General features: G+C 62.7%; 21 protein-coding genes and 1 other RNA gene. 11 read left to right on the top strand and 11 right to left on the bottom strand.

Translation table 11 applies throughout. The features are described from left to right. Positions 1-5 precede the first annotated feature (5 nt). Positions 6-2603: an ATP-dependent chaperone ClpB gene (clpB, locus tag C0Z16_RS21110; protein WP_102634042.1), complete on the top strand. Its 2598-nt coding sequence runs from the start codon at positions 6-8 to the stop codon at positions 2601-2603. 135 nt (positions 2604-2738) lie between these two features. On the opposite strand, the gene C0Z16_RS21105 is transcribed toward clpB, so the two are convergent. Both C0Z16_RS21105 and C0Z16_RS21100 read right to left on the bottom strand, forming a co-directional pair. Next, positions 2739-3167 carry a YidB family protein gene (locus tag C0Z16_RS21105; RefSeq protein ID WP_027778431.1) on the bottom strand — a complete coding sequence of 143 codons (429 nt, stop codon included), beginning with the start codon at positions 3165-3167 and terminating at the stop codon, positions 2739-2741. A 233-nt stretch (positions 3168-3400) separates the two neighbouring features. Then, positions 3401-4018, bottom strand: a complete 618-nt coding sequence (locus C0Z16_RS21100; protein ID WP_102634041.1) for a ComEA family DNA-binding protein — start codon at positions 4016-4018, stop codon at positions 3401-3403. Between the two features lie 298 nt (positions 4019-4316). On the opposite strand from C0Z16_RS21100, the gene C0Z16_RS21095 reads away from it, so the two are divergent. Both C0Z16_RS21095 and C0Z16_RS21090 read left to right on the top strand, forming a co-directional pair. Then, positions 4317-4817: a MerR family transcriptional regulator gene (locus C0Z16_RS21095; protein WP_102634040.1), complete on the top strand. Its 501-nt coding sequence runs from the start codon at positions 4317-4319 to the stop codon at positions 4815-4817. Beyond that, positions 4769-5206: a carboxymuconolactone decarboxylase family protein gene (locus C0Z16_RS21090; RefSeq protein ID WP_102634039.1), complete on the top strand. Its 438-nt coding sequence runs from the start codon at positions 4769-4771 to the stop codon at positions 5204-5206. Before C0Z16_RS21095 ends, C0Z16_RS21090 begins: the two co-directional genes overlap by 49 nt. A gap of 201 nt (positions 5207-5407) precedes the next feature. On the opposite strand, the gene C0Z16_RS21085 is transcribed toward C0Z16_RS21090, so the two are convergent. The 8 genes from C0Z16_RS21085 to trxA form a co-directional block, all read right to left on the bottom strand. After that, positions 5408-6787 (bottom strand): MATE family efflux transporter, encoded by a 1380-nt coding sequence (locus C0Z16_RS21085; protein ID WP_102634038.1) that lies wholly within the window; start codon positions 6785-6787, stop codon positions 5408-5410. 2 nt (positions 6788-6789) lie between these two features. Then, complete coding sequence (locus C0Z16_RS21080) at positions 6790-8547, bottom strand: ArnT family glycosyltransferase (protein ID WP_102634037.1); 1758 nt, start codon at positions 8545-8547, stop codon at positions 6790-6792. A 307-nt stretch (positions 8548-8854) separates the two neighbouring features. Further along, the gene (locus tag C0Z16_RS21075; RefSeq protein WP_102634036.1) at positions 8855-9121 is read right to left on the bottom strand and encodes a type B 50S ribosomal protein L31; all 267 of its coding nucleotides are present in this window, start codon (positions 9119-9121) and stop codon (positions 8855-8857) included. A 169-nt stretch (positions 9122-9290) separates the two neighbouring features. Next, a complete protein-coding gene (locus C0Z16_RS21070; RefSeq protein ID WP_102634035.1) occupies positions 9291-10124 on the bottom strand; it encodes a M90 family metallopeptidase in 834 nt (277 codons plus the stop codon). Positions 10125-10138: 14 nt separating this feature from the next. Then, positions 10139-11695, bottom strand: a complete 1557-nt coding sequence (locus tag C0Z16_RS21065; protein ID WP_102634034.1) for an MFS transporter — start codon at positions 11693-11695, stop codon at positions 10139-10141. Beyond that, positions 11692-12237, bottom strand: a complete 546-nt coding sequence (locus tag C0Z16_RS21060; RefSeq protein WP_102634033.1) for a MerR family transcriptional regulator — start codon at positions 12235-12237, stop codon at positions 11692-11694. The genes C0Z16_RS21065 and C0Z16_RS21060 overlap by 4 nt, the downstream gene beginning before the upstream one ends. A gap of 176 nt (positions 12238-12413) precedes the next feature. Beyond that, a complete protein-coding gene (gene rho, locus C0Z16_RS21055; protein ID WP_006048863.1) occupies positions 12414-13682 on the bottom strand; it encodes a transcription termination factor Rho in 1269 nt (422 codons plus the stop codon). A 237-nt stretch (positions 13683-13919) separates the two neighbouring features. After that, the gene (trxA, locus tag C0Z16_RS21050; RefSeq protein ID WP_006048864.1) at positions 13920-14246 is read right to left on the bottom strand and encodes a thioredoxin TrxA; all 327 of its coding nucleotides are present in this window, start codon (positions 14244-14246) and stop codon (positions 13920-13922) included. 442 nt (positions 14247-14688) lie between these two features. Here trxA and ffs point away from each other — a divergent pair. The 8 genes from ffs to C0Z16_RS21010 all read left to right on the top strand — a co-directional run bounded on the left by ffs (position 14689) and on the right by C0Z16_RS21010 (position 23424). Next, positions 14689-14787: signal recognition particle sRNA small type (gene ffs, locus C0Z16_RS21045), an RNA gene on the top strand. A gap of 289 nt (positions 14788-15076) precedes the next feature. Next, positions 15077-17833 carry a DNA polymerase III subunit gamma/tau gene (gene dnaX, locus C0Z16_RS21040; RefSeq protein ID WP_102634032.1) on the top strand — a complete coding sequence of 919 codons (2757 nt, stop codon included), beginning with the start codon at positions 15077-15079 and terminating at the stop codon, positions 17831-17833. Between the two features lie 77 nt (positions 17834-17910). Continuing rightward, entirely contained in the window at positions 17911-18237 is a 327-nt protein-coding gene (locus C0Z16_RS21035) for a YbaB/EbfC family nucleoid-associated protein (RefSeq protein WP_006048866.1), read from the top strand. 323 nt (positions 18238-18560) lie between these two features. Then, positions 18561-19157, top strand: a complete 597-nt coding sequence (recR, locus tag C0Z16_RS21030) for a recombination mediator RecR (protein ID WP_102634031.1) — start codon at positions 18561-18563, stop codon at positions 19155-19157. Between the two features lie 60 nt (positions 19158-19217). Continuing rightward, entirely contained in the window at positions 19218-20468 is a 1251-nt protein-coding gene (locus C0Z16_RS21025; RefSeq protein ID WP_102634030.1) for a CaiB/BaiF CoA transferase family protein, read from the top strand. 148 nt (positions 20469-20616) lie between these two features. Continuing rightward, positions 20617-21654 (top strand): ABC transporter substrate-binding protein, encoded by a 1038-nt coding sequence (locus C0Z16_RS21020; protein WP_102634029.1) that lies wholly within the window; start codon positions 20617-20619, stop codon positions 21652-21654. 75 nt (positions 21655-21729) lie between these two features. Next, on the top strand, positions 21730-22542 hold the full coding sequence (locus tag C0Z16_RS21015; protein WP_102634028.1) for an ABC transporter ATP-binding protein: 813 nt from the start codon (positions 21730-21732) through the stop codon (positions 22540-22542). Positions 22543-22599: 57 nt separating this feature from the next. Beyond that, a complete protein-coding gene (locus C0Z16_RS21010) occupies positions 22600-23424 on the top strand; it encodes an ABC transporter permease (RefSeq protein WP_102634027.1) in 825 nt (274 codons plus the stop codon). A gap of 125 nt (positions 23425-23549) precedes the next feature. Here the strand turns inward: C0Z16_RS21010 and C0Z16_RS21005 are convergent, their stop codons facing one another. Beyond that, positions 23550-24524, bottom strand: a complete 975-nt coding sequence (locus C0Z16_RS21005; RefSeq protein ID WP_102634026.1) for an NADPH:quinone oxidoreductase family protein — start codon at positions 24522-24524, stop codon at positions 23550-23552. Positions 24525-24594 lie beyond the last annotated feature (70 nt).

Below are 24594 nucleotides of genomic sequence, written 5' to 3'. Positions count from 1 at the left end.
CTCGCATGAGAATCGACAAACTCACCACTAAATTCCAGGAAGCGTTGGCGGACGCGCAGAGTCTCGCGGTCGGCCATGACAATCAATACATCGAGCCAGTTCATGTTCTTGCAGCGCTCGTCGCGCAGCAGGACGGCTCGGCGCGCTCGCTGCTGTCGCGCGCCGGCGTGCACGTGCAGGCGCTGCAAACCGCTCTCGACGAGGCCATCACGCGTCTGCCGCAAGTGCAGGGCACCGACGGTAACGTGCAGATCGGCCGCGAACTTACCGGTCTGTTGAATCAGGCCGACAAGGAAGCGCAAAAGCTCAACGACACGTTCATCGCAAGTGAAATGTTCCTGCTGGCGGTCGCAGACGATAAAGGCGAAGTCGGCCGTCTCGCACGTCAGCATGGCTTGTCGCGCAAGTCGCTCGAAAGCGCGATCGCGGCGGTGCGCGGCGGCTCGCAAGTCCACAGCCAGGACGCCGAAAGCCAGCGCGAGGCGCTGAAGAAGTACACCGTCGATCTGACCGAACGTGCGCGGGCCGGCAAGCTCGACCCGGTGATCGGCCGTGACGACGAAATCCGCCGCTCCATTCAGATCCTGCAACGCCGCACCAAGAACAATCCGGTGCTGATCGGCGAGCCGGGTGTGGGCAAGACTGCGATCGTCGAAGGGCTCGCGCAGCGGATCGTCAACGGCGAAGTGCCGGAAACGCTCAAGGGCAAGCGCGTGCTGTCGCTCGACATGGCCGCGTTGCTGGCCGGCGCCAAGTATCGCGGTGAGTTTGAAGAGCGTCTGAAGGCCGTGCTGAACGACATCGCGAAGGACGAAGGGCAGACCATCGTCTTTATCGACGAAATTCACACGATGGTCGGCGCGGGTAAGGCCGAAGGCGCGATGGACGCGGGCAACATGCTGAAGCCGGCGCTCTCGCGCGGCGAACTGCATTGCGTCGGAGCGACCACGCTCGACGAATACCGGAAGTACATCGAAAAGGATGCCGCGCTCGAACGCCGCTTCCAGAAAGTGCTCGTCGACGAACCGACGGTCGAAGCCACGATCGCGATTCTGCGCGGCTTGCAGGAGAAGTACGAGCTGCATCATGGCGTCGACATCACGGACCCGGCCATTGTCGCGGCCGCCGAGCTATCGCACCGCTACATCACGGATCGCTTCCTGCCGGACAAGGCAATCGATCTGATCGACGAAGCCGCGTCGAAGATCAAGATGGAAATCGACTCGAAGCCGGAAGAGATGGACCGGCTCGACCGTCGTTTGATCCAGTTGAAGATCGAGCGCGAGGCCGTGAAGAAGGAGAAGGACGAAGCGTCGCAAAAGCGTCTGCAATTGATCGAAGAAGAAATCGAGCGGCTCGATCGCGAATATTCGGACCTGGAAGAAATCTGGACAGCGGAAAAAGCCGCGGTGCAGGGCAGCGCGCAACTGAAGGAAGAGATCGAGAAGACGCGGGCGGAAATCACGCGCTTGCAGCGCGAAGGCAAGCTCGAAAAGGTCGCCGAACTGCAATACGGCAAGCTGCCGGGTCTCGAGGCGCAACTGAAGGAAGTGACGCAGGCCGAGGCGAAGGAGCAGAACAATCCGACGCGTCCGCGCCTGTTGCGCACGCAGGTCGGCGCGGAAGAAATCGCGGAAGTCGTGTCGCGCTCCACCGGCATTCCGGTTTCGCGCATGATGCAGGGCGAGCGCGAAAAGCTGCTGCAGATCGAAGAAAAGCTGCATGAGCGCGTGATCGGCCAGGACGAGGCGATCAGCGCGGTGGCCGATGCGATCCGCCGCTCGCGTGCCGGTCTGTCGGATCCGAACCGTCCGTACGGTTCGTTCCTTTTCCTGGGGCCGACCGGTGTGGGCAAGACGGAATTGTGCAAGGCGCTGGCGGCGTTCCTGTTCGATTCGGAAGACCATCTGGTCCGTATCGACATGAGCGAGTTCATGGAGAAGCATAGCGTCGCGCGTTTGATCGGCGCGCCGCCGGGATACGTCGGTTACGAGGAGGGCGGTTATCTCACGGAAGCCGTGCGTCGCAAGCCGTATAGCGTGATCCTGCTCGACGAAATCGAGAAGGCGCATCCGGATGTGTTCAACGTGCTGCTGCAAGTGCTCGACGACGGCCGTATGACCGATGGCCAGGGCCGTACCGTGGACTTCAAGAACACGGTCATCGTGATGACGTCGAACCTCGGTTCGCAGGTGATCCAGTCGATGGTCGGCGAGCCGCAGGAAGCGGTGAAGGACGCGGTGTGGGAAGAGGTGAGGTTGCACTTCCGGCCCGAGTTCCTGAACCGGATCGACGACGTCGTGGTGTTCCATGCGCTCGATCGTTCGAACGTGCAGTCTATCGCGCGAATCCAGTTGCAGCGTCTACACGAGCGGCTTGCCAAGCTCGACATGCAACTGGTGGTGTCGGACGAGGCGCTGGAGCACGTCGGCAAGGTCGGCTACGATCCGCTGTTCGGCGCCCGGCCGTTGAAGCGGGCGATCCAGCAGGAGATCGAGAACCCGGTCGCCAAGCTGATTCTGGCCGGCAAGTTCGGTCCGAAGGATGTCATTCCGGTCGAGCTGGAAGACGGCAACCTGGTGTTCGAGCGCGTGGTGCATTGATGAGGCGCGCGTTGGCGTGGCGCGTTGAATTGAATTAAGGCCCGTCACGCCGAAACTCGCGCACATGGCAAAGCGGCAACGAAGTCACCTTCGTTGCCGCTTTTTTTTGCCATCTCAATGGACAGGCGAGGTGCCTTACGCGGTGCCCTTGCCGAACAGTGCCGACAGGCCGCCGAGTGCGCCGAGCACGGTGGTCGCATTCAGCTTGCCTTCGGCCGGCACTTCGCCGTCCGGCGTCGCGGCGTTGACCACGTGCGGCAGGATCTGCGAAAGCAGGCCGGTGACCTGGTCGGGTTGCACGCCGGCTTTTGCGGCGAGGCCTGTAACGGCTTCGGAGCCGAGTACGCTATGCAGCGCATCGGCTGCAATCGGCTGGTTCTCGCCGTTGCTGACCCACGACGACACGACGTCGCCGAGGCCTTTTTCCTGAAAGCGCTGGATCAGGCCGTTCAGGCCGCCTGGCTGGCTATTGACGAATTCGAGTGCGGCTGCGATCAGCGCTTGCTGGCCGCCGCCTTCGGGCGATTTGCCAACCAGGGAACCGAGGGTGTCGAGTAAGCTCATGACGGTCTCTCTTGAATGCCGACACGTGGATGACGAGTCGGCGGGTGACGCGCCGTGCGGTCGCGCGGCGTCGTGGGAAGGAAGGCGCGCGACAGGGCGATGCCGATGTGCTGGTCACGCGCCGGCTGGGCGGTGATTGCACAGGAACGTCGCTCCGGGCGCTCGACCTTGCTGGGTTGATGAAATCTCTCTCTTGTGAGTGCACTTGCCTCAGTGTTCTTACGCAAGTCCGCTTAAGCGCCGCCCGAAGCGGCCGCCGCGGACGCGGCCTTGCTCTTCTTCGCTTTCTTCTTCGACGCCTTCGCGCCGGATGCATCGGCAGGCGCGCTTGCTGAGGCCGCGGGTGCCGCGGCAGTCGTTGCCGGCGCGGACGCCGCCGCGGCTTCCGAAGCGGCAGCCTTCGCCTTCTTCTTCGATGACTTCGACGGCTTCGCGCCGGACGCCTCGACAGGCGTGGCGGGCGCTGCGGTCGTTGCCGCGGAAGTGGTTGCCGCAGTAGTCGCCGCAGGCGCGGCCTTCGTGCTGGCGGTGCTGCCCGTGTTCGCGGCCTTCGTGGCAGGCTTCGCGCCCGCCGGCGGCGTCGACGAACCGTTGATCGTCAAGCCCGCCGCTTCGAGATTCACAACCGACTTGCTGCCGATGCCTTTGACGCGCGCGGCCAGATCGTCGGCGTCCTTGAACGGACCGTTCTTCGAGCGCTCTTCGATGATCGCCTTCGCGTGGGCCGGCCCGATGCCCTTGACTGATTCGAGCGCCGCCTGATCGGCGGAATTCACTTCCACTGCGGCCGCGAATCCGGCTGACAGCGACAAGGCCAAAGCAACACAAAGCATCAGAAGCTTTTTCAGCATGGCAAGCACTCCACAGAGGGCAAAAAGTTAGCCGGAATAGACGACGCAACCTGTCGGTAGACGGTGCGCTTAAGCATAGAACAAATGCGCGCCCTTATTTGCGAACGCCGACGATTTATACCGATCGATTGATGGCAAGTAAATCACTGTGGACAATATTTAAACCTTTTGCCTGCTAATGGGGCGGTTGTGAGCCGATTAATCGGCTCGATCTATCACGCGCCGGGGTTGGCGCCAAAAATGACAGCGCGGCGCACTTGACTTAGAGTGCACTCGAAGTCCTAACCTGAGTCCTGTCATGTCGAAAACGTCGAACGCACTCACCATCGGGCAAGTCGCCGAAACCATCGGCGTCTCCACGCACACGCTGCGTTACTACGAGCAGGCCGGGCTGATTCGCACGGTGGGTCGCACCCAGGCGGGACATCGCCTGTATTCGCCGGCCGATCTCGACTGGCTGCAATTCGTGATGCGCCTGAAAGCGACCGGCATGCCGGTCGCGGGCATGCAGGCGTTCGCAGCGCTGCGTGCCGAGGGTCAGCCTACGATCGGCGCACGCCGCGATCTGCTGGTGGCGCATCGCGATGCGGTTCTGGCGCGGATCGCCGAGTTGCAGACCAGCCTGGGCGCGATCACCGACAAGATCGCGTACTACGAAGGCGAAGCGGCCGCGCAAGCGTCCGCCGCGGATAGTGCGACACGACAGATCGACGACACGTCATCGTTTTCACACTCGGAAAAGGACTCACCATGGACCACGCACAAAACGACCGCTACACGCAAGGCTGGAACAAACTGAGGGAAATCGACGGTTCGGCCGGCGAGCAGGTGATCGCCGCGCTCGCGCCGATTGCGCCGGACTTCGGGCGTCTCCTGATCGAATTCGGTTTCGGCGATATTTACAGCCGCCCGCAGCTCGATCTGCGCGCGAGAGAAATTGCGGCGATCGCTTCTCTCGCGACGCTCGGCTGTGCTCAACCGCAGTTGAAGGTGCATATCGAAGCCGCGTTGAACGTCGGCTGCACGCGCGAGGAAATCGTCGAGGTGTTCATGCAGATGACGCTGTACGCTGGCTTTCCGGCGGCGTTGAACGCGTTGTTCGCGGCGCGCGAGATTTTCGAGCGCCATGATCAGGCATCGAAAAAGGCACAATCGGAAAGGGCTGTGCAGGTCGCGCAGGTGGCTTGAGTAGCGCGTGGGCCATGTGCGTTACCCGCGCGGGCGGCCCTAGCGTCGAGCGGTGGCGTCTACGCGCGGTATCAGAGTCAAGCGGTGCTGGGCTATGCGTGGGGCCCCGGCGTCAGATGGTGGCCGCGACGGCGCGCGCGGCCTCAGCGTCAAACGGTGGTGTCAGACGGTCGTGTCAAACGATGCTGTCAGACGGTGATGTCAGACGGTGACATCCGGCCGCAGCGCCGCCGCCGCGCGCACGTGCCGCCTGCTGATCACGCGCCAGTAGAGCAGCAAGCCAATGCCGGCAATCGCCAGACTCGCCGTATTGGCGACCCAGAATCCGCGTGCCCCGGTCAACCATGACGGGATCGTGCCGGTCACATTGAAGCCGAGCAGATAACCCCCGCCGAGACCCACGCCCCACAGCGCGACCGCGTAGATCACGGTCGGCACGACTGCGACCTTGTAGGCGCGCAGCACGAACGCGGTGGTGATCTGCAACGCGTCGAACAGGTGATAACAGACGACGATCAGCACTAACGGCATCGCCGCAGCCAACACTTGCGCGTTCGGCGTATAGCCCTCGATCACGTAGGGCCGCAGCACCAACACGATCGCGCCGTAACAGCAGGCGATCGCGACGGCCATCATGATGCCGTGACGCGACAGCGTGCGCGCAGCCTCAGGGCGATGCGCGCCGAGCGCCTGAGCGACCAGCGTCGACGATGCGATGCCGATCGACAGCGGTGTCATATACAGCACCGCGCCGATGTTGCCGGCGATCTGATGGCCGGCGAGCGTCGTCGTGCCGAAGCGCGCGATGAAGAGCGCCATGAATGTATAAGACGTGACTTCGATCAGATACGACAGTCCCATCGGAATGCCGAGGCGCAACTGTGCGGCTTGACGCCGCCAGACCGGCCAGCAGAAGCGCTTGAAGATCGCGAAAGGCGTAAATACGTCGACACGCGTCAGCAGCAACATGCCTACCAGCGCCAGGCCCCAGTTGATCATGCTACTTGCAAGAGCACAGCCGGGGCCGCCGAGCGCCGGCACGCCGAGACCGCCGAAAATGAACCACGTATTGAGCGGCACCTTCAGCAACAGCGCGCCGATCTGGAGGATCATTACGAGCCGTGGCTGGCCGACCGCATTGCTGATCGAACCGTAAATGCGAAAGGCGAGGCCGGCCGGCAGGCCGAACGCGAGTATCCGCAGATACGAGATCGTGCGCTCATGCAGTGCTTCGGGCACGCGCGCGAGATGCAGCAGGTAGCCCGGGAAGTACAGGATCAGGAAGCCGATCACCGTGAGTGCCAGCCCGAGCCACAAGGCTTGCCGGACCTCTTCCCCGATCTCGAGATAGCGGCGCGCGCCGTACAGTTGCGCGGTGATCGGTTGCAGCGCGGTGAGAATGCCGGTCAAGCCGATATACACGGAAATATAGATCGACGAGCCGAGGCCCAGCGCGGCGAGATCGACCGCCGAGTAGCGCCCGACCATGGCCGTATCGATTACGCCAAACGCGATGATCGCCAGTTGGCCGATCAGCACGGGCCACGCGAGCCCGGCGATTTTTCGTACGTCGGCGAGCATGGTCAGCCGGATTTCTTGTGCCAGTTGCGCCGTTTGACGACAGGCGGTTTCGGACGATCGATACGCACATACAGCCTGAAGCGTTCATCGCGGTCGGCCACGCGGCGGCCTTCCCACACGAGCTTCCACACAAAGTCGGACATCGCACTCGGCTCGCCGTATTCCTGCGTGTCCTGACGCAGAATGACGTCGCAGTCCTGATCGAACGCAAAGTGCATGTCGCCGAAATACGCGAAGGTCGCGATCTGCGCATTGCCGAGCCGCACGGGCGATATGCACGTGTAGTCCTCCGGCAGATGGCTCGCGATCTGTTGCGCGACGTCCTTATAGGTCCGGCTGTAGTTGACGACCGGCAGCCACAAGGTCATCAGCAGCACCCACATCAGCGTCGTGCCCGCGCTCGAGAGCACCACGCTGCGCCACAGCACCTTCGGATGACGCGCAAGCCGCCATTGCACCAGCACGAACCAGCAAATGGTTACCGCGACCGCGCAGATGAACGAAAGAACCTTGAACTGCGGCGCGAAGCCCGGAGCGAGACGCGCGAGGTTGCGCGCGAGCGGATGCGGGAAACCCGTCAGGCCGGCCACATACACGAGCCAGACGAAGCTGCCCAGAATCGTGAAGCTGAGCAATGCGAACCAGTCGATCGCGTTGATCGCGCCGCGCTTGAGCGTGGGCAACGCGAACGTGGCCAGCACCGCAAGCGCCGGCAGCAGCAACATATAAAGCCGGTTCGACTGATGGCTCTGGAGGATCACCAGCACCAGCAGCGGCCCGATCACCGAAAGCGGAATCGCGACGTGCGGCGCGCGGCGCAGACCCGACCAGCTAAACCAGGCCCACAGCGCGAGCGGCCACGCGGGCCATGTGAAGAGCGGCAGGTTTTTCAGCGCGTACGCTGCGACCGAGCCGGGTGGGCCGGCGAACGAACTCAGGCTGACATGCACCCATTGGTTTAGATACCAGACGGCATCGACGGGAAAGGCGGCAAGCGCGGCAATGGGCCACGCGACCGAGATCGCGAGCGCAACCGGCAGGCCGGCCAACAGCAGCCAGCGCGAGCGCGTTTCGCGCACGATCAGCGTCATGGCGAGCGTGCCGAGCAGAAGCGCGCCGACCAGCACGGGGCTGCTCGCGAGTGTGACAAGGCCGAGCGCGAAGCCCCAGATCAACGCGCCTTGAATCGGCTTGTCGATCATCCGCACTAGCCCGTAGACGAGCATCGCTATGCACACGAATTGCGCCAACTGAGGCGTGGTTTCGTGGCCGCGTTCTGCGAGGCCGAAGCAGGCGAGCAAAATGAGAAGGGCACCGTCGGCGAGCGTGCGGCCGTAATCGCGAGGTTCCGGCTCGCCGCCGAATGCATATTTGAACGGCTGTACTTCGGCGCGCCGTCCCAGCAGATAGGCGGCGTACCAGACGAACGCGCAGCCCGCGCAAAACAGCAAGCCCGTGACGACGCGGGATGCATTGCTTGCATCGACCCACGGCGCGAGCACGCGGATCGCGCTGGCGCCAAGCCAGTAGCCGAGCGGGCCGTCTTCAGTCAGATACTTGCCGACCAGATTCGGCAGAAGCCAGTCGTGCGCGCTGCCGTTCGCCATGGTCCACATTACGCCGAAGCCGGCTGCGTCCTCGTTCTTCCACGGATCGCGGCCAAACAGTCCGAACGATGCATAGACGATACAGATGGTCAGCAGCAGCCAGCGCGGCAACGCACTGGTCGCAGAAGCAGTCAGTCGAACGACAGGTCTCATGCGGTTTGGGATCTTGGATAAGCGAAAGCCGTCACCGGACGGCATGTCGGGCTTGAATGGCCTGATTGGAGCATCCGGCATTGTAGTCGGGCGGGGCTGTACGCGTCACGGCCGGTAATGGCCTGCAACGGCGTCGAGCATGTTGTTACACGATGCCGGTTGTGTGACGCGTGCGCCGGGTCGAACACTCGCGACCCGGCATCTGCGCGCAGGCGACAAAAAAGGGCAGCTTGCGCTGCCCTTCTTTTGCTGCTTCGCTGCCGGCCAAACCTGCATAAATCGGCCGAACGAGCCGGAGCGGCGGGTATTACTTCGCTGCTGCCTTGCCGGTAGCGCGCGAACCGAACTTCTTGTTGAACTTCTCGACGCGGCCTGCCGTGTCCATGATCTTTTGCTGGCCGGTGTAGAACGGATGCGATTCCGACGACACTTCGATCTTGGCGAGCGGGTAGGTCTTGCCGTTGAATTCGGCGGTTTCACGCGTCTGGATGGTCGAGCGCGTTACAAACTTGAAGTCGTTCGACATGTCGATGAACAGCACTTCGCGATAATTCGGGTGAATGCCTTCTTTCATGGTCTTTCCTTTAATCTGGCGGTAGCCAACCCGCGTGCAGCCGCTTGAGCGCGGACCGCATCTAGGCGCGAGCCACTTGCCTATGGTCGAAAAACGGCGATTATGCCAGAAAATCAGTCGCTTGACGAATTCCGGGAGGTTTTTGCCCGCCTTATCCGGATTCAAGTTATTACGGCGACGCAAACGTGAGACCGACTCGCGCCGGGTCCTGGCGGTAATAACGTGCGAGGAGGCGATATAACTCGGGATATTCCGCTTCAAAGGCCTGTGGCTTGACGAACAGCGCCTCGCTGCACACGGCAAAAAATTCCGACGGATGGTCCGCGGCGTACGGATCGATCAGCGACTCGCGCTCGAAACGCGTCCAGCGCCGCTGAGGCACCGCGTCGATGCGGGCGCAGAATTGATCGTAGGCGGAATCGAACACGTCCGCCCACGCCTGCGAGTCGAGCGGCGCGTGCCAACGGCGCACGAGCGGCGGATGGCCGTCCGCTTCGCCGTTCAGCATATCGATCTTGTGCGCGAATTCGTGGATGACCACGTTGTACGCATCGGCACCGTCCGTCATCTGCGCGTCTTCCCATGACAGCACAACGGGGCCGCCTTCCCACGCTTCGCCGCTCGCGTCGTGTTCGACTTCGTGAACGACGCCGTCTTCGTCCTCAACGGTCTTGCGGATCACGAATTCGCCGGGATAGACGATCACGCCGACCCATCCGCGATACAGATCCAGACTCAGATTCAGCACCGGCAAGCACGCCTGGGCGGCAATCGCCACAGTCATTGCGTCGGTCAGTTCCAGATCGTGCGCGGTCGAAAATTCCTTCTGCGCGATGAAAAGACTGCTCAGTTCGCGCAGGCGCGCGAGATCCGGCGCGCTCAAATGCACGAGAAACGGCAAGCCGTCGAGCGTGGCCTGCCACAGCGCGTCGTCGATCGCGTACTCGCGCAGCGCGCGCTCGCGCCGGCGGGCGCCGAACCATTGAGTGAGTTTCGAAAGCATGGGCCGATGAAACGTTAATCGATCTGTTTTTGCCACGCGGCAAAAATTCCGCCGCATATCGCGATGCCGATCAGGAAATAGAAGCCGTCGAGCGACGTCAGAAAGCTCGCCTGTCGCGCGACTGTCCGGCTGATTTCCACGACTGCAAGCGAACGCGCGTCCGACGGCGAGCGTCCCGCGGCGGAAAACGCTCGGGTCAGCGCGGCAAGCGAGTTCTGAAACAATGGATTGTACGGATTCACGAACTCCGCGAGTCGGGCTTGATGCAATGCCTGCCGATGCTGTTCCACGATGATCACCGAGGCCGTCGCGAATGATATCGTCAGTTGCCGGACGATGTTTTTGAGCCGGTAGCCGTGCGTGAATTCCTCGATCGCGAAGATACGGAAGGTCAGATTGGCGACGGGCAGCACGATGAACAACAGCAGCAGGCCGCGCAACAGGAGCGGCCCGACGAGCGCCGCTTCGCCGGCGTCCGGCGACATGCGCGTCATCCACGCCGCCGTGACCGCGGCGACCGCGAACCCCGGCACGATGATCCACTTCTTGCGCGTCAGAAGTTTTGCGAAGCGCAGATAGATGAATAATGCGCTCGCGGAAATCAGTGACGTGACACCAACGAGTTGCCCGGTGTTCTCGACCGGATAACCGAGACCGCTCTCGAGAAAGCGCGAAATCAGATAGCTGAATGCGGTCGAGATGTAGTAGTAAAACATGTAAAGCACGAGGCCGACCTGGAACACCTTTTCGCGCAACGCATGCAGGCGCATGAGGGGCGCCGGGTGATGCCACTGGTGATACGCGAACCAGCCCAACGCAACCAGTCCCGCGACCGTCAGCAAAATGAGACCGGGCGATGCGCTGAACAACTGGAAGCGCACCTGCTGCATGACGATTTGCAGCGCGCCTTGCGCAAACGCAAAAATGATGTACGGCCAGAAATGCGCGGAGCCGCGCTCCTCGGGCAGGCGGTTGCCCGCATCGGGTAACGCGAGCAGGGCGAGAACCGCGAACAGCATGCCGGCGGGCGCGGTGCACGCGAACAGCGCGCGCCAGCCAAAATATGCGAGCAGTTGACCGCCTATCAAAGACGCAAGGGCACTGCTCAATACGATCAGAATCAGGAATGCGCGGGTTGCCGCCGGCCGCTGTTTAGGCGTGAAGCTCATCTGGATGAGAATGCGGCACGTGCCCATCATCGGGCCGATGAAATAGCCCTGAAAACCGCGGGCGAAGGCAAGTTCAATCGACGACTCGCATAGCGCCGCGACCACCGAGCCAGCCGAATAGGACAGCATGCAGCCGGCCACGTAGCGTCGGTAGCCGAAACGTTCCACCCACCATTCCTGTTGCAGGATGCCCAACACCGCCGCCACCGCGTAGGCGCTGGAAGCCCACACCGGTTCGTCGGGCGACGCGTTGATGCCACCGGCGATATAGCTGGTAAAAAACGAGAAGACGGAATTGTCAAAGTAGTCGAGACCGGTGACGACCGCCAATACCCACGGGAAAAAATCGCCGCGCAGCTTCGCCGCGCTTAGCCATGTCGCGCGAGGTGGCGCAGCGCTCATGAGCGCTTGCCTGTCGCTGAGGCGTGCGGCTTTTTTTCGCGCTTGGCTTCGGGTGTTTTGCCGGCATTAACAGTTTTCGCGAGCGCCCTGCGGCGTTGCTCGAGTAGCGCATCCGCATTCTCGCCCGCGAGACGGCGCTTCAGATAGTCGAGGTCGGGGCTGAGTTCGTTGCGCAGCTTCTGCGCTTCCTTGAGCTCGCGCCGCATGGCTTCGATGCGCGCGTCGAGCGCGCTCACCTGTTCTGCGATGGCGTTGTGAATCTGCTGCAGAGACTCCGTCGAAAAACGGTGACCTCCCTCGGCGCGTTCGAGCGGCCGCTTCAGCATTTCGGTGATGCCATGCAGCGAAAAACCCAACGAACGCAAACGCAGAATGCGCCCGAAACGCTGCAAGTCTTCATCGTTGTAAAGCCGGTAGCGGCCCTCGCTGCGCGTCGGCGAGACGAGTCCGCGCTCCTCGTAGTATTTCAATGTGCGCGGTGTCACGCCGAGGCGCTCGGCGGCGTCACGCACGGTCAGCAGGGCAGGCGAGTCGTTCGGCATGAGCGGTGGCGGACAGGAAAGATCGGTCTCATTGTACGCTAACGTGCACGTTCACGTGCAGGTTGCGGCTTTGCGCGACGGGAAAGCCGCGGCCTGAATCCACGCGCAAAAACGATGGGTGAAAAAAAACCGCTCGTTGCTGACGAGCGGTTTTTTATGTGGCCTCGCGTGCAGCTTTAGCTGCCGCCGCCACGACGCATCATGTCGAAGAACTCAGAGTTGCTCTTGGTCTGGCGGATCTTGTCGAGCAGGAATTCCATCGACTCGACTTCGTCCATGTCGTGAATGAACTTACGCAACACCCAGATTTTTTGCAGCACTTCGGGCTTGATCAGCAGTTCTTCACGGCGCGTGCCGGACTTGTTCAGGTTGATCGACGGGTACACGCGCTTTTCTGCAAGACGGCGCTCCAGGTGCACTTCCATATTGCCGGTGCCCTTGAACTCTTCATAGATCACGTCATCCATGCGGCTGCCCGTTTCGATGAGCGCCGTGCCGATGATGGTCAGCGACCCGCCTTCCTCGATATTGCGCGCTGCGCCGAAGAAGCGCTTCGGACGTTGCAGCGCGTTGGCGTCGACACCGCCCGTCAGCACCTTGCCGGAGGCCGGCACGACCGTGTTGTAGGCACGCGCGAGACGCGTGATGGAGTCGAGCAGAATCACCACGTCGTTCTTCATTTCGACGAGGCGCTTGGCTTTCTCGATCACCATTTCGGCGACCTGCACGTGACGCGCGGCGGGTTCGTCGAACGTGGAAGCGATCACTTCGCCCGCCACCGAACGCTGCATTTCCGTCACTTCTTCCGGGCGCTCGTCGATCAGTAGAACAAACAGCACGACGTCCGGATGGTTCTGCTTGATGGCATGCGCGATGTGCTGGAGCATCACGGTCTTGCCGGACTTCGGCGACGCAACCAGCAGGCCGCGCTGACCTTTGCCGATCGGCGCAATCATGTCGATGATGCGGCCGGTGACATTTTCTTCGCCACGCATTTCACGTTCAAGCAGCAGCACCTTGTTCGGGTGCAGCGGCGTCAGATTTTCGAACATGATTTTGTGCTTCGAGGCTTCCGGCGGCTGGCCGTTGACCTTGTCCACCTTCACCAGTGCGAAATAGCGCTCGCCGTCTTTCGGCGTACGCACTTCGCCTTCGATCGTGTCGCCCGTATGCAGGTTAAAGCGGCGGATTTGCGACGGGCTGATGTAGATGTCATCCGTGCTGGCGAGATAGGAGGTTTCCGGCGAACGCAGGAAGCCGAAGCCGTCGGGCAGCACTTCAAGCGTGCCGTCGCCGAAGATCGTGTCGCCCGTTTTGGCTCGTTTTTTTAGAATGGCGAACATCAATTCCTGCTTGCGCAGGCGGTTCGCACTTTCGATCTCGAGGCCATTGGCCATCTCGATCAATTCGGACACGTGCAGAGTCTTAAGCTCGGATAAATGCATACGGAGAACCCGCAGGAGAAGGTGCGACGAAATGGAATCTGGGAGGAGAAGTGAGCGGAACCGCTCAAGGACTTACACGTCTTTTCGACGTTTTGCGGATTCTAGCATAGCACACGCCAGTTTCCGCCAGTGGCGCGGCATGGCATCTTTCTTCTGAGATATGTTGCCGGCTGACAACACGCCGGTCAAGGCGCGCGCGGGTCTCGGTGGACTGCGCGGCGCGCCTGGGTGCCCGTGTTACAGGTTGCCGTCGAGGAACGCGGTGAGTTGCGACTTCGACAACGCACCGACCTTCTGCGCAGCGACAGCGCCGTTCTTGAACAGGATCAGCGTGGGAATGCCGCGCACGCCGAACTTGACCGGCGTCGATTGATGTTCGTCGACGTTGATCTTGGCGATTTGCAGGCGATCGGCGTAATCCTTCGCGACTTCGTCGAGGATCGGCGCGATCATCTTGCACGGACCGCACCATTCAGCCCAGAAATCGAGCAGCACGGGTTTATCGGATTTCACGACGTCCTGTTCGAACGATGCGTCGCTAATATGCTTGATTTGTTCGCTCATTGTATGAATACCTCTATCGGTTCGAGGCCCGCCTGAATTGCTCGCCACGATACGTAAAAACCTAGGGAAACTTCCGTTCGCTTTGCCGCATCTGAAGCCTTGCCCACTTATGCGCGAAAGATCCAGGACCGTTCGGCATAGGCGGAAGGCTCGCGTTTGCGGGTCATCCGTACGGCAGTTTAGCTTAATTCGCTATGCGTTGCCGGGGGCGATAGTACCCATCAGGGGCAGTGGGACCGACGGCTGCCGAAGAAGTGCCACCGTGTTTCCATCAATTGCGACATAGCCTATCTGGAGGCTCGGCAGACAAACTCAAGTGGGCGGCGCGCGCTTTGCTAGAGACCTTGCGGGAAAGCGGGAACGGCGGGTATTCGGCGCGCGCTTGCGACTTTGGTCGTATTAACAGTCGCACGAGGACCCAAGCGATGATAGAATGTTTCGTGACGGGCCTCCTCGCATGGAGGGATGGTCAACTTGGTCAGGTCGGGAACGAAGCAGCCACAGCCGTTTTCCACCAGTGCCGAGGGTCAGGCTCGTCACCTTCCTCTTGTGTTCCTTGTTTTCTTCCCAAAGCATTTCCCCATATCGCACCTATCCGGATGCCGGTTATCTTTGCGCTATGCGTTCTCTTCCCGCGCGCGTCGACTGCATCCAGGCTTTGGCCACATGCGCTTATAAGCGCCGCTGGTGCAGCATGCCCAACCCACTCACCGCGGGCCGCACTATTTTTTTCTATTGGTGCGTTAGCTACTATCAATGAGGCCGCGGCACGCGTTCGCGCGGCGTCTCGAATCGGTTTTGCGCGGCATTGTTACTGATACAATTTCCCGATGACCTATCAAGTTCTCGCACGCAAATGGCGGCCGAAAGATTTCGCGTCGCTCGTCGGACAGGAGCACGTGGTGCGCGCGCTCACGCACGCGCTCGACGGCGGCCGTCTGCATCACGCTTATCTGTTTACCGGCACGCGGGGCGTCGGCAAGACGACACTGTCGCGCATCTTTGCCAAGGCGCTGAATTGCGAAACCGGCGTGACGTCGACGCCGTGCGGCGTCTGTCGAGCTTGCCGTGAAATCGATGAAGGGCGCTTTGTCGATTATGTCGAGATGGACGCGGCTAGCAATCGCGGTGTCGACGAAATGGCGGCGCTGCTTGAGCGCGCGGTATACGCGCCGGTCGATGCGCGCTTCAAGGTCTACATGATCGACGAAGTGCACATGCTGACGAACCACGCCTTCAATGCGATGTTGAAGACGCTGGAAGAGCCGCCGTCGCACGTCAAGTTCATCCTTGCCACCACCGATCCTCAGAAAATTCCGGTCACGGTGCTGTCGCGCTGTCTGCAATTCAATCTGAAGCAGATGCCGGCCGGCCACATCGTGTCGCACCTTGAACACATTCTTGGCGAAGAGACGGTGCCGTACGAGGTGCAGGCGTTGCGCCTGCTTGCCCGCGCCGCCGACGGTTCGATGCGCGACGCGCTCTCTTTGACCGATCAGGCGATCGCGTATTCGGCCAATCAGGTGAATGAAGAGGCCGTGCGCGGCATGCTCGGCGCGCTCGATCAGAGCTACCTGATTCGTCTGCTCGATGCGCTCGCACAGGGCGACGGCGCGGCCGTGCTGTCGGTCGCCGATGAAATGGCGCTGCGCAGTCTGTCGTTCTCCACGGCGTTGCAGGATCTCGCGAGCCTGCTTCATCGCATTGCGTGGGCGCAGTTCGCGCCGTCGTCGGTGCTGGACGAGTGGCCCGAGGCAGGCGATTTACGCCGTTTCGCCGACACGCTCAGCGCCGAGCAGGTGCAGTTGTTCTATCAGATCGCGACGATCGGGCGAAGCGAACTGGGCCTCGCGCCGGACGAATACGCGGGCTTCACGATGACGCTGTTGCGCATGCTGGCCTTCGAGCCCGCGCCGACGGGCGGCGGTGGCGGCGCGGCAGGGCCGGGTCGCCAGTCTGGCCAGGCGGCCGCGGGCGGCGCGAAGCATGCTGGGGCGCCGGTGGTCACAGCGCAGCAAGGCGCGTTGGGTTCGCCGTCGGCTGTTTCCGCATCGACAGCGCAAGTGACGACGGGCTCGCGCGGCGCGGTGCCCGCGGCCGCGCCAGTTCGCGAGCCGCAAGGTGTTGCCGCTAAAGCGCCTCCCGCAGCGGCTACGCTTGCCGGGCAAGCTCGCGGCGCCGATCAGATGCAGGTCGCAGCGGCAAGCGCACAGTCGGCGTCCGGGAAGCTCACTCAAGACGTGGATCAACAACCGGCGACCGCAAAATCAGACTCGGCTGTTGACGCGGACTCTGCGCCAATCGTTGATAAGGCAGATTCAGCTCAGACGCCCACGCGTGTCGACTCGTCGGCGCCGGCTGCTTCCGTTGCCCCAGCTTCCCAGGTTGCCGCCGCGCCGGCCCTGGCTCCCTGGGACGACGCGCCCGCCAAGCCCGCGACGAACAGTGCAGCATCCGCGGCGAGTGGCGGAGAAGCCTCGGCCATGACCGAGGCTGCGTCCGTGTCCGCAGAGCCTATGCCTGTGGAAACTGCCCCGGATGTCGCACTCAACGCACCGGCCGCTGCGGCACTCGCGCGTGCTAACGAACCGATACCGGCAACGAGCTCAAACGAACGCTCAGACGAACCCACAAGCGAACCCGCAAGCGAACGCGCGCCCTCGGCCTCGCCTGACACGCAGCCGCGTCGCGCGGGCGGCGCGAGCGCCGCACTCGACGTTCTGCGCAGCGCCGGCCTGAAGGTGTCGTCCGATCGTGGCCGCGCGAGCGCCGCGTCGGCGGCGAAACCCGCCGCGCCGGCCACACCGAAGCCCGCCGCGCCGCGCGTGGTCGTTCCCGTGCCGACACCCGGCGCGCCGCGCGGCGCGACGCAGCAGGAGTCCGCAACGAGCGCTCGCGCGTCCGCCCCGGTGGCGCCTGTGTCGGCGGCGCGCAAGAACTCGCAGCAAAACGGCTCGCCGGTTCCTCCGTGGGACGACATGCCGCCCGACGACTACATGCCGCTTTCGGCATCGGACGACGCCTACTACGGCCCACCCGACGACAACTACATGCCCGTGTTCGACAGCGGCCCGGACGACGTCCGCGTGAACGCGTCGGCGGTGTCGGCGCCCGCGCCGGTTGTCGATCAGCGTCCGCTGCCGCCCGCCGTGTCGCTCGATCCCTTGGGCTTCAAGGGCGACTGGCCGGCGCTCGCCGTCGATCTGCCGCTCAAGGGCATCTCGTATCAGCTCGCGTTCAATAGCGAACTGATGGCGCTCGAAGACAACACGCTCAAACTGAACGTGCCGGTGCCGCAATACGCGGAAGCCTCACAGGTCGCGAAACTGAAAAGCGCACTCGCCGAAAAGCTGGGTCAGCATGTCGATGTGCTGGTCGAAGTCGGTCCGGCGCGCCGCACGGCGGCCGCTCACGACGCCGCCCTGCGCGCGCAGCGTCAGCAGGAAGCGGAGCGCGAGATCGGCGCCGATCCGTTCGTGCAGTCGCTGATCCGCGAGTTCGGCGCGAGCATCGTACCGGGCTCGATCCGCCCGATTAGCTCCATTAATCCGGACGCCGGCCGGAACGGCGCGTCCTCCGTTCACTGATTCGCCGCGCCGTTGCGGCCGAAGCGCGCCATAGCGCGCGAATCCCGAATTTCACGCTATCAAGAAGGAGCATTTCCATGATGAAAGGTCAACTCGCCGGGCTGATGAAACAAGCCCAGCAGATGCAGGAAAACATGAAGAAGATGCAGGAGCAACTCGCGCAGATCGAAGTCGAGGGGCAGTCGGGTGCCGGTCTCGTGAAGGTGACGATGACTTGCAAGAACGACGTGCGCCGCGTATCGATCGACCCGAGCCTGCTCGCCGACGACAAGGACATGCTGGAAGACCTCGTCGCCGCTGCGTTCAACGACGCCGTACGCAAGGCCGAAGCCACTGCCCAGGAAAAGATGGGCGGTATGACTTCGGGCCTGCCGCTGCCGCCGGGCTTCAAACTGCCGTTCTGAGCGACGCTGCAAGCGGAGCGGGCGCGAGACGGTCGCTAGCGCGGAATGAATTCCAGGTGTCGCGTGACGGGCGCGGGTTGCAGGCGCCGAACTCACATTCGAGCCGGCCGTCCGGCGCCGCGCAACCGTAGCGCGGCTCGCGCCGTTCGGCCCACGTTTTGCTGGGTAGCGGTTTTTGCCGACGCAACCCGCGCCTGCGCGGTCGGTCCGCAGGCCGGCGTAGCCGGATGGAACCTGATGCGCCAGCAACCGCATCGCCGATGCGCCTGCCCTGGCATCACCCACTTCGACGCCGATGAGCGTGAAACCAGCGTGAAACAAGCATGAAACAACCTTCCGCCCTGTCGGCGCTCGTCGAAGCGCTGCGCGCGCTGCCGGGAGTTGGGCCGAAGTCCGCGCAACGCATGGCGTACCACCTGATGCAGCACGACCGCGACGGCGCTGAAAAGCTCGGCCGCGCGTTGCTGTTCGCGACCGAGCATCTGCAGCACTGCGAGAAGTGCAACACCTTCACCGAAGCGCAGATCTGCGAAGTGTGCCTCGACTCCGAACGCGATCCCACGTTGCTGTGCGTCGTCGAAACGCCCGCCGACCAGATCATGCTCGAACAGACAATGACGTACCGCGGGCTCTACTTCGTGCTGATGGGCCGTCTGAGTCCGCTCGATGGCATCGGTCCGAAGGAGATACATTTCGACCGGCTGGTCAAGCGCGCGTCGGACGGCATCGTGAAGGAAGTCGTGCTGGCAACCAATTTCACCAACGAAGGCGAGGCCACCGCGCATTACCTCGGACAGACGCTGAAGGCGCGCGGCCTTGCCGTCACGCGCCTCGCTCGCGGCGTGCCGGTGGGCGGCGAACTGGAATATGTCGACGCCGGCACGATCGCCCGGGCGATGCTCGACCGCCGCTCGATGTAACGCGGCGCATTCCGGGCAGCGAGAGCGCCGCGTCGACGCACGAACAGAACAAAGGAGACTATGAGCGCAACTCCCGAAGCACGCACAACCCAGGCGAACGACGCGCCGCAAACTCGGTCCGGCCCGCTTGCCGGCGTGAAAGTGCTGGAACTCGGCACGCTCATCGCGGGGCCGTTCGCCGCCCGCTTTCTCGGTGAGTTCGGCGCGGACGTCATCAAGATCGAAGACCCGAAAGGCGGCGATCCGCTGCGCAAATGGCGCAAGCTTTATCCGGAAGTCGGCGGCACGTCGCTGTGGTGGGCCGTGCAGGCGCGCAACAAGAAATCCGTCACGATCAATCTGAAGGCCGAGGAGGGGAAGGAGATCGTGCGGCGTCTCGCGCGGGAAGCGGATATCGTCGTCGAGAATTTCCGGCCCGGTTTGCTCGAGAAACTGGGGCTCGGTTATGACGTGCTGTCGGCGGAAAATCCCGGGCTCGTGATGGTGCGTCTGTCGGGCTATGGCCAGACCGGACCGTATCGCGACCGGCCGGGCTTCGGCGCGATTGCGGAGTCGATGGGCGGCTTGCGCCATATCACCGGCTATCCGGATTTGCCGCCGCCGCGCATCGGCATCTCGATCGGCGATTCGATCGCGGCGTTGCACGGTGTGATCGGCGCGCTGATGGCGCTCCATCACAAGCAGGTGAACGGCGGCAAGGGGCAGGTGGTCGACGTCGCGCTGTACGAGGCCGTCTTCAACATGATGGAAAGCGTGGTGCCCGAATACGGCGTGTACGGCATGGTGCGCGAGCGCACCGGCGCGTCGCTGCCGGGCATCGTGCCGTCGAATACCTATCCGTGTCTTGACGGCAGCATCGTGATCGGCGGCAATAGCGATCCGATCTTCAAGCGTCTGATGATCGCGATCGAACGTGAAGATCTCGCAAACGATCCTGGTCTCGCGCACAACGACGGCCGCGTGCCGCGCACCCAGGAAATCGACGGCGCGATTGCGGCGTGGCTCGCCACGCGTACCATCGACGAAGCGCTCGCAGTGCTCAATGCCGCCGACGTGCCCGTGGGCCGCATCTACAGCGTGGCCGACATGTTCACGGATCCGCAGTACATGGCGCGTCAGATGATCCAGCGCTTCAAGTGGCAGGACGGCCGCGAGATCACGCTGCCGGCCGTCACGCCGAAGCTCTCCGAAACGCCCGGCGAGACGCGCTGGCTCGGTCCCGAACTGGGTGAACATACGGATGAAGTCCTGCAATCGCTAGGTTATGATGCAGACCACATCGCAAGGTTGCATGCGCAACAAATCGTGTGAGCAACATGCTTGAGCCGCGCATAGGGGTCACCGTATTTGAGCAAGGTATGTGAGCAACGTATGTGAGCAACATATGTAGCAACGCCCATCGCGGCCGAAGAAAAATATCGCAAGACCAGAGTTTGCAAGAGCCCCGGAGACAACAAACATGCATCGCAGAAGCTTCCTCGCCGGTACCGCCGCGCTTGCGGGCGCCACGCTGACGGCCACGCCGCTCGCTTTCGCGCAGGGCAAACCTGAAACCACGAAGGTGGCCATCGCTGTCGGCGGAAAGAACCTCTTTTACTACTTGCCGCTCACGATTGCCGAGCGTCGCAATTACTTCCAGGACGAAGGGCTCGACGTCGAGATCTCCGACTTCGCCGGCGGCTCGCAAGCGTTGAAGGCGGCGGTGGGCGGCAGTGCCGATGTCGTGTCCGGCGCGTTCGAACACACATTGCTGCTGCAGGCGCAGAAGCAGTCGTTCCGCGAATTCGTGTTGCAGGGACGCGCGCCGCAGATCGTGCTCGCGGTGTCGAAGAAGACCATGCCGAACTACAAGTCGATTGCCGATCTGAAGGGCAAGAAAATCGGCGTGACGGCGCCGGGTTCATCGACGGCGATTATGGCGAGCTTCGTGCTGGCAAAAGGCGGGCTGACCGCGAAAGACGTCGCGTTCATCGGCGTCGGCGCGGGCGCCGGTGCAATCGCGGCGCTGCAATCCGGGCAGATCGACGCGCTCGCCAATCTCGATCCAGTGATGACCAAGCTGGAGCGCACGGGCGAGATTCGCATCGTCTCCGACACGCGCACGCTTGCCGATACGCGCAATGTGTTCGGCGGCGACATGCCGGCAGGGTGCCTGTATGCATCGCAAAGCTTCGTCACGAAGAATCCGAACACTACGCAGGCGCTGACCAATGCGATGGTGCGTGCGCTCAAGTGGCTGCAGACAGCGACCGGCGCCGAGCTTATCAACACAGTGCCGGAAGGCTACTTGCTAGGCGATCGCGCGGTGTATCTGGACGCATGGCAGCACGTGAAGGAAGCGATGTCGCCCGATGGCCTGATGCCCACCGACGGTCCCGCGACGTCGCTCAAGACGTTGCAGGCGTTCGATCCGGCAGTGCAGGGCAAGCCGATCGACGTGTCGAAGACGTGGACGAACGACTTCGTCAGGAAAGCGTTGAGCACCGTCAAGGCCTGAACGTTACCACCACGTCACGCCGCGCTCGCCGCGTGGCGTCACATTCCCGAACCGATCCACGAAGCGAGCCGAACGATGACCGTTGCAGCCCTGGCGCTCGAAAACATCACTTGCACGTTCGCCGCGCGCGACAACCGCGCGCAGCGCTATACGGCGGTCAAGGACACCACGTTGCGGATCGCGCCAGGCGAGTTCGTCTCGGTGGTTGGGCCGACCGGTTGCGGTAAGTCCACGTTGCTGAACGTCGGCGCCGGTTTGCTCGGGCCGTCCTCGGGCACGGTCAGCGTGTTCGGCGAGCCGCTGAACGGCATCAACCGGCGCGCGGGCTATATGTTCCAGGCCGATGCGCTGATGCCGTGGCGCTCGGCGATCGACAACGTGCTCGCAGGCCTCGCGTTTCACGGCGTGCCGCCGGCCGAGGCGCGCGACAAAGCGGACGAGTGGCTCAAGCGCGTGGGCCTCGGCGGTTTCGGCGACCGCTATCCGCATCAATTGTCGGGCGGTATGCGCAAGCGCGTCGCAATGGCGCAGACGCTGATCCTCGATCCGGACATCATCCTGATGGACGAGCCGTTTTCTGCGCTCGATATCCAGACGCGTCAGCTGATGGAAAACGAGTTGCTCGACCTGTGGGCAGCCAAACGCAAGGCGGTGCTCTTCATCACACACGACCTCGACGAGGCGATCGCGATGTCCGACCGCGTAGTCGTTCTGTCGGCGGGGCCAGGCACGCATCCCATGGGCGAATTCACGATCGACTTGCCGCGTCCGCGCGACGTCGCGGAAATTCGCTCGCATCCGCGCTTTGTCGAGTTGCACGCGCAGATCTGGAGCGTGCTGCGCGACGAAGTGCTTAAAGGTTATCAGCAGCAACTCACCGCTGTCTGACGGCTATCTGAGCGCGTCGAGTTTTACGTCTATCAATCGTCCAAGGCAAACCGAGTCATGTGGAAGACGTTGCGCCCGAACCGGGCGAATCTGGTGATCTGGCAATGGCTGCTGCTCGTGCTGTGCTTCGTGCTCTGGTACGTGCTGACGAGCCCGACGCTGCTGCCGGCGTTCTATTTCGACGACCCCAACAAGGCCGCCTTCTTCTTCGGCGAGCCGCAGAAAGTGCTGCAGCGGATCTGGGAGTGGTTCACGAGCGGCGAGATTTATCTGCACCTGTGGATCACCCTGCTCGAGACCGTGCTCGCGTTCGCGCTCGGCACCGCGCTCGGACTCGGCGTTGGTTTATGGCTCGCGCTGTCGCCGCTCGCGAGCGCGCTATTCGATCCGTATATCAAGGCCGCGAACTCGATGCCGCGCGTGATTCTCGCGCCGATCTTCGGCGTGTGGTTCGGTCTCGGCATCTGGTCGAAGGTGGCGTTGGGCGTCACACTGGTGTTCTTTATCGTGTTCTTCAACGTCTATCAGGGCGTGAAGGAAGTGAGCCCGGTCGTGCTCGCCAACGCGCGCATGCTCGGCGCGAACGGCAAGCAACTGCTGCGTTTCGTCTACTTGCCGAGCGCGATGAGCTGGGTGTTTTCGAGCTTGCATACGTCGGTGGGCCTCGCGTTCGTGGGCTCGGTGGTGGGCGAGTATCTCGGTTCGGCGCGCGGCGTCGGCTATCTGATTCTGCAAGCCGAAGGCACGTTCGATATCAATACCGTGTTCGCCGGTATTCTGGTGTTGACCGCGTTCGCGCTCGTTCTTGATGCGATCGTCGGCATGGGCGAGCGGCATCTGATGAAGTGGCAGCCCAAGACCGGCGATACCGAAAAGCTGTAGGCATCGCAAATGCGGAGTTCGACAAAAACAGCGTGCGATTTGAAGAACCGCACGCTGTTTTGCTTTGCAGGGGCTGAGTCAAGCATCGGCCAGGTATCGATCAGCCTTCGACCCGGCACCGCGACTTAAGGCGTAATCACCACCTTCCCGATCACACGCCGCTCCGCCATGTCTCGCAGCGCGCGCCCCGTTTGTTCCAGCGGATAGCGCGCCGACACGTACGGTTTGAGTTTGCCTTCGCCGATCCAGCCGGTCATCTGCTGAAAGGCGGCGTGATTGCGCTCGGCCTCGCGCTTCGCGAAATCTCCCCAGAACACGCCGACCACACTCGCGCCTTTGAGCAGCGTCAGATTGAGAGGCAGCTTCGGAATCTCGCCGTTTGCAAAGCCGACCACCAGATAACGCCCCCGCCAGCCGATGCTGCGAAACGCCGGCTCTGTATACACGCCGCCGACCGGATCGTAGATCACGTCCGGACCCTGGCCGTGGGTGAGCGCCTTGATGCGCTCACGCAGGTCGTCGGTGCTGTAGTTGATCGTCGCGTCCGCGCCATGCTCGACGCATATAGCGAGCTTTTCATCGCTCGACGCCGCCGCGATCACGCGCGCGCCGAGTGCCTTGCCGATCTCGACGGCTGCGAGTCCGACACCGCCCGCCGCGCCCAGCACGAGCATCGTTTCGCCGGCTTGCAGCGCGCCGCGATCGACCACCGCGTGATGCGACGTGCCGTACGCGAGCGTGAAGGCTGCGGCGAGTTCCAGGTCGATGCTCTCCGCGAGCGGCACGCATGCCGAGGCGGGCGCGAGCGCCTGCTCCGCGAAGCCGCCCGAACCGGTGAACGCCACCACGCGCGAGCCGGGCCTGAACTGCGTCACGTCGGCGCCGACCGCGCGCACGACGCCCGCGACCTCGGAGCCGGGCGTAAACGGCAGCGGTGGTTTGAACTGGTACTTGTTCTCGATGATCAGCACATCGGGAAAGTTGACGGAGGCGGCCTTCACGTCGATCACGACATGCCCGGGTGGCGGCTCCAGGTCCGGCAGGTTTTCGACGGTGAGGCTTTCCGGCGGCCCGTATTGATTACAGCGAATCGCGCGCATCGTGTCTCCATTCGATCAAGGGTTCGCAATCGCTTCGAGTGTAAAGCATCCGCACGACCGTACGTTTCCC

This window comes from Paraburkholderia rhynchosiae (genome assembly GCF_002879865.1).
GTDB classification, from domain to species: Bacteria; Pseudomonadota; Gammaproteobacteria; order Burkholderiales; family Burkholderiaceae; genus Paraburkholderia; species Paraburkholderia rhynchosiae.
This window is presented reverse-complemented; position numbering and strand designations above follow the sequence as displayed.

Excerpts from the sequence above, each read along its gene's own strand:
- clpB (WP_102634042.1), top strand. The coding sequence starts at position 6 with ATGAGAATCGACAAACTCACCACTAAATTCCAGGAAGCGTTGGCGGAC.
- C0Z16_RS21105 (WP_027778431.1), bottom strand. The coding sequence starts at position 3,167 with ATGAGCTTACTCGACACCCTCGGTTCCCTGGTTGGCAAATCGCCCGAA.
- C0Z16_RS21100 (WP_102634041.1), bottom strand. The coding sequence starts at position 4,018 with ATGCTGAAAAAGCTTCTGATGCTTTGTGTTGCTTTGGCCTTGTCGCTG.
- C0Z16_RS21095 (WP_102634040.1), top strand. The coding sequence starts at position 4,317 with ATGTCGAAAACGTCGAACGCACTCACCATCGGGCAAGTCGCCGAAACC.
- C0Z16_RS21090 (WP_102634039.1), top strand. The coding sequence starts at position 4,769 with ATGGACCACGCACAAAACGACCGCTACACGCAAGGCTGGAACAAACTG.
- C0Z16_RS21085 (WP_102634038.1), bottom strand. The coding sequence starts at position 6,787 with ATGCTCGCCGACGTACGAAAAATCGCCGGGCTCGCGTGGCCCGTGCTG.
- C0Z16_RS21080 (WP_102634037.1), bottom strand. The coding sequence starts at position 8,547 with ATGAGACCTGTCGTTCGACTGACTGCTTCTGCGACCAGTGCGTTGCCG.
- C0Z16_RS21075 (WP_102634036.1), bottom strand. The coding sequence starts at position 9,121 with ATGAAAGAAGGCATTCACCCGAATTATCGCGAAGTGCTGTTCATCGAC.
- C0Z16_RS21070 (WP_102634035.1), bottom strand. The coding sequence starts at position 10,124 with ATGCTTTCGAAACTCACTCAATGGTTCGGCGCCCGCCGGCGCGAGCGC.
- C0Z16_RS21065 (WP_102634034.1), bottom strand. The coding sequence starts at position 11,695 with ATGAGCGCTGCGCCACCTCGCGCGACATGGCTAAGCGCGGCGAAGCTG.
- C0Z16_RS21060 (WP_102634033.1), bottom strand. The coding sequence starts at position 12,237 with ATGCCGAACGACTCGCCTGCCCTGCTGACCGTGCGTGACGCCGCCGAG.
- rho (WP_006048863.1), bottom strand. The coding sequence starts at position 13,682 with ATGCATTTATCCGAGCTTAAGACTCTGCACGTGTCCGAATTGATCGAG.
- trxA (WP_006048864.1), bottom strand. The coding sequence starts at position 14,246 with ATGAGCGAACAAATCAAGCATATTAGCGACGCATCGTTCGAACAGGAC.
- dnaX (WP_102634032.1), top strand. The coding sequence starts at position 15,077 with ATGACCTATCAAGTTCTCGCACGCAAATGGCGGCCGAAAGATTTCGCG.
- C0Z16_RS21035 (WP_006048866.1), top strand. The coding sequence starts at position 17,911 with ATGATGAAAGGTCAACTCGCCGGGCTGATGAAACAAGCCCAGCAGATG.
- recR (WP_102634031.1), top strand. The coding sequence starts at position 18,561 with ATGAAACAACCTTCCGCCCTGTCGGCGCTCGTCGAAGCGCTGCGCGCG.
- C0Z16_RS21025 (WP_102634030.1), top strand. The coding sequence starts at position 19,218 with ATGAGCGCAACTCCCGAAGCACGCACAACCCAGGCGAACGACGCGCCG.
- C0Z16_RS21020 (WP_102634029.1), top strand. The coding sequence starts at position 20,617 with ATGCATCGCAGAAGCTTCCTCGCCGGTACCGCCGCGCTTGCGGGCGCC.
- C0Z16_RS21015 (WP_102634028.1), top strand. The coding sequence starts at position 21,730 with ATGACCGTTGCAGCCCTGGCGCTCGAAAACATCACTTGCACGTTCGCC.
- C0Z16_RS21010 (WP_102634027.1), top strand. The coding sequence starts at position 22,600 with ATGTGGAAGACGTTGCGCCCGAACCGGGCGAATCTGGTGATCTGGCAA.
- C0Z16_RS21005 (WP_102634026.1), bottom strand. The coding sequence starts at position 24,524 with ATGCGCGCGATTCGCTGTAATCAATACGGGCCGCCGGAAAGCCTCACC.